The following is a 3,724-nucleotide window of genomic DNA, read 5'->3' as shown; positions in this document are numbered from 1 at the left end:
GCCTCAAGGACTGTCAATGGTTTGTTTCCACGACGCAGGAGCGGCCCCGTACGGGGCCGCTCCTGCGTCGTGGAACACACGGATGGTCTGAGATTGGATTTACAGCAGGAGCAGCGAGAGCCCCCACACGGCGGCCACGCCTACGACCCCCTCGATGAGGGTTGCGATGGTCTGTGCCCTGTATGCCGTTCCGATGTCCATGTCCGAGAATTGGGCCACGACCCAGAAATAGGAGTCGTTGGCGTGGGAGACCACCATCGCGCCGCATCCGATCGAGAGGGTGGCGAGGACGGCGCCCATCGGGGACCCCAGGCCAAGCGAGGACAGGAGAGGGGCCGTGATGGTGGAGGTCGTGATCAGCGCGACGGTCGAGGACCCCTGAGCGGTCTTGAGGGCCGCGGAGATGATGAAGGGAAGGAATATCCCCAGGTCGAACCGGGCCAGCTGGGCCCCGATATAATCGCCGACCTTCGTGGCGGCGATGATGGCTCCCAGGCTTCCGCCCGCGGCCGTGATCATGATGATCGAGGCCCCGTCCCGGACGCCCTTCGCGAGCCAGTGGCTCCAGGTCTCCTCTCCGTTGAACCTGCGGAAGGAGGCGAGCGGGATGCAGAGGAGCAGACCGACGAAGAGGGCGATCATGGGGTTGCCGACGAAGGTGATCACCGTGTGGAGCGCGGAGCCCTTTCCGATGATCGAGAGGACGGCGGGGTAGTTGACCGCGGAGCTCAGCGCGATCAGGATAAGGGGTAGGATGAGCGGGGCGAAGGCCTGTCCGGGGGACGGAAGCCTGATGTGCCTCTGAATCATGGCGTTCCAGTCTTCGCCCTCCGGCATCTCGAGCTCCAGCCGGTTCCCGGCCGTGACGGCATAGAGGTATCCGGCCAGCATCGCGGGAATGGATGCGACGATCCCCCAGAGGATCACGAGCCCGAGGTCCGCCCCCAGGTTCCCCGCGGCGGCGATGGGCCCGGGGGTTGGGGGAACCAGGGTGTGCGTGGCATAAAGACCGGTGGAGAGTGCGATGGCCATGGTCGCCATCCTGGCCCCGCTGCGCCGGGCCATCGAGCGGTTGAGGGACGAGAGGATGACGAAGCCCGAATCGCAGAAGACCGGAATGGATACGATCCAGCCGATGATGCTCATGGCCAGGGCCGGGCGCTTCTCGCCCACGTGTCGAAGGACGGTGTCCGCCATGGTGACGGCGCCTCCGCTGCCCTCGAGCATCGCGCCGATGATCGTCCCGAACAGAATGACGATGCCGATGGAACGGCATGTGTTCCCGAAACCGGCGGCGATGGTGTCGGTGACCTGGAGGAGGGGCAGCCCCGAGACCAGCCCCATGAAGAGCGCCACGGCGAAGAGGGAGACGAACGGGTGGATCTTGAGCTTCGATATCATGAAGACCATAATGACGATAGCTGCGGCAAGGAGCAGAAGAAGCACGGAACCTGCTGCCATGGAACATCACCTCTGTTTCGATAGTTGTGGGGCGTATGGCTGTCTTGATGCGTTGCTTGAAATTGTAGCACGTGCGCTTTCCGCCCGCAAAAAGAGGAGCGGCCGGGAGCGGAACCCTGAGGCCGTTTTTCTGTATTTTCGGAGCCCCTCGCTACAAGGAGAGGGCGGTTTATCACAGGCTGCCGTTATGATGTCTTTGGAACATTTTGATCCAGGCCTGTAAGGCGAGGGCCAGGGGCTACAGGAGCAAGGAGAACCTCATCTCGATGATTTACCTCATCGCAGGAAAGCTACCGATAGGCCTACCCGCTAAAAAACGCGAGGAGCCGGATTTTATAACGAGGAGCGCCCGCACACAGCGTTATCGGGAAAGACAATCCCGCGTAGTGCGTATGAAAAGCGCCTTATTTGTGAAAAATCAAGTGCGTTGTTGCCTAGATCGAGCCAACTCTTGCTTTGCACCCGTCAGGGCCAGCGTAAAATACGCAAAACCTGTCTTGAATCACACGTGAAAAATTTTGCCTGAGGTTTCTGGGAAGCAAGTCCTTGCCTTTACAAAACCCCTGTTCCGTGTTACAAGGATGAGAGAGCGGTCCAGGAGGTTTTCGTGAACGATGGAAAAGACGGGAAAAATTTTGATCGTCGATGGGCACGGTCTGGCCTTCAGGGCCTTCTACGCCGTGCCGCCCCTCTCGGCCCCGGATGGGACCCCGACCAATGCGATCACCGGATTCATGAACATGCTGGCCCGGGTGGAGGAGGACCTGTCCCCCGGCTGCTGCGCCGTGGTGTTCGACGCGCCCGGCCCGACGTTCCGGCACGAGGCCTTTCCGCAGTACAAGGAACAGCGCAGGCCGACCCCCGAGGAGTTCAAGCCGCAGGTCCCGCTCCTGCGCGAGCTCCTGGAACGGATGGGGTATCCCGTCCTCTCCGTGGAGGGCGTGGAGGCGGACGACGTCATCGCGTCCCTGGCGTTGACGGCCGTCGGAGCGGGGCGGCGGGCCGTGATCCTGTCCTCCGACAAGGACCTCCAGCAGGTCCTGGGCGAGGGCGTGACGATGATGCGCCCGATGAAGGGCATCACGACGCTGGCGGAGTACGATGCGGCCGCCTTCGAGCGGGACCACGGCTTCCCTCCCGAGTCGGTCCCGGACTACTTGGCGCTCCTGGGCGACGCCGCGGACAACGTTCCGGGCGTCCCCGGCGTGGGGGAGAAGACCGCCCTGCAGCTGATCGGACAGTGGGGGAACCTGGAGCGCCTCTTCGCCTCCCTGGACGAGGTCCGTCCCGCGGTCCGCAAAAAACTGGAGGCGGGCCGGGACTCCGCGTTCCGGAGCCGCGAGCTCATCCGCCTGCGGCTCGACGTCCCGGTCGAGCTCGATGTCTGCCTCTCCGCCGCTCCGGAACCGGAGCGGGCCCTGTCGCTGTGCGCGCGCCTGGGGCTGTCGAAGCTCGCGGAACGCCTGAAGCGAAAGGTTTGGGACGCGGAGGGGAGGCGGGCCGGGACCGAAGGGGAAGCCCCTCCCGTCCGCGGAGTGCCCGTCCCCCTCGAGGCCCTGATGGGGGCCGAGGTGGTCGGGGTCGTTCTCCTGGACGGGGGAGAGGAGGCAGGTAAGGAAGAGGAGCCCCGTTTTCAGGCGGCCGTCTCGGACGGGCGCTTCGCCGAGGGGGGGCTCCCCGACCTGGAGCGCCTCCTGACCAGCGGCGTTCGCACGGCGCTCACGGACGACTGCAAAACGCTCATGGGGCGCTTTGACGTGCCGTTCGGGACGGTGCGCGTGTGGGACCTGAAGACGGCCCACTACCTGCTGCATCCCGACCTCGCCTCGCACGCGCCCTCGACCCTTTTGCCCCTCTTGCCGGGGGAGACGCCGCCCGCCCTGAGGCTTCTGGAGACGGCCCGGGGGCTCGACGCCGAGATCGACCGTCACGAGGGGCTCAGGACGGTGATGGAGGAGCTCGACCTTCCTCTGATCCCCGTGCTGGTCGCGATGGAGAGGGCGGGGGTTCGGCTGGACTTCGAGAGGTTCGAGTCGCTTCGTTCGGAGCTGGAGGCGCGTATCGCCGCCATCGAGGGGGAGATCGCGGAGCAGGCGGGGGAGGCGGTCAACCTGAACTCCCCCAAACAGGTCGCGGAGCTTCTGTTCGAGCGCCTGGGGCTTCCCAGCGGAGCCAGGACCAGGGGCAAGACGGCTTTCTCCACCAGCGCATCCGTCCTGGAGGGGCTGGCGGCCCTGCCGAACGGCGGGGTCCCGCGGCTTAT

The 3,724-nt window shown here is 64.8% G+C and carries 2 protein-coding genes; one reads left to right on the top strand and one right to left on the bottom strand.

Features of this window, described 5'->3' with window-relative positions; genetic code table 11:
* Positions 1 to 99 precede the first annotated feature (99 nt).
* Positions 100 to 1,461: a GntP family permease gene (locus Q0176_RS02965; protein WP_299299112.1), complete on the bottom strand. Its 1,362-nt coding sequence runs from the start codon at positions 1,459 to 1,461 to the stop codon at positions 100 to 102.
* 614 nt (positions 1,462 to 2,075) lie between these two features.
* Between Q0176_RS02965 and Q0176_RS02960 the strand changes: the two genes are divergently transcribed.
* Positions 2,076 to 3,724: DNA polymerase (locus Q0176_RS02960; RefSeq protein ID WP_299299110.1), on the top strand; the 1,649-nt coding region annotated here is incomplete at its 3' end.

The sequence above is a fragment of the uncultured Fretibacterium sp. genome (assembly GCF_938040765.1).
In the GTDB taxonomy this organism is placed as follows: domain Bacteria; phylum Synergistota; class Synergistia; order Synergistales; family Aminobacteriaceae; genus CAJPSE01.
Note: the sequence above shows the minus strand (reverse complement) of the source record. Positions and strands in the feature narration are given on the sequence as shown.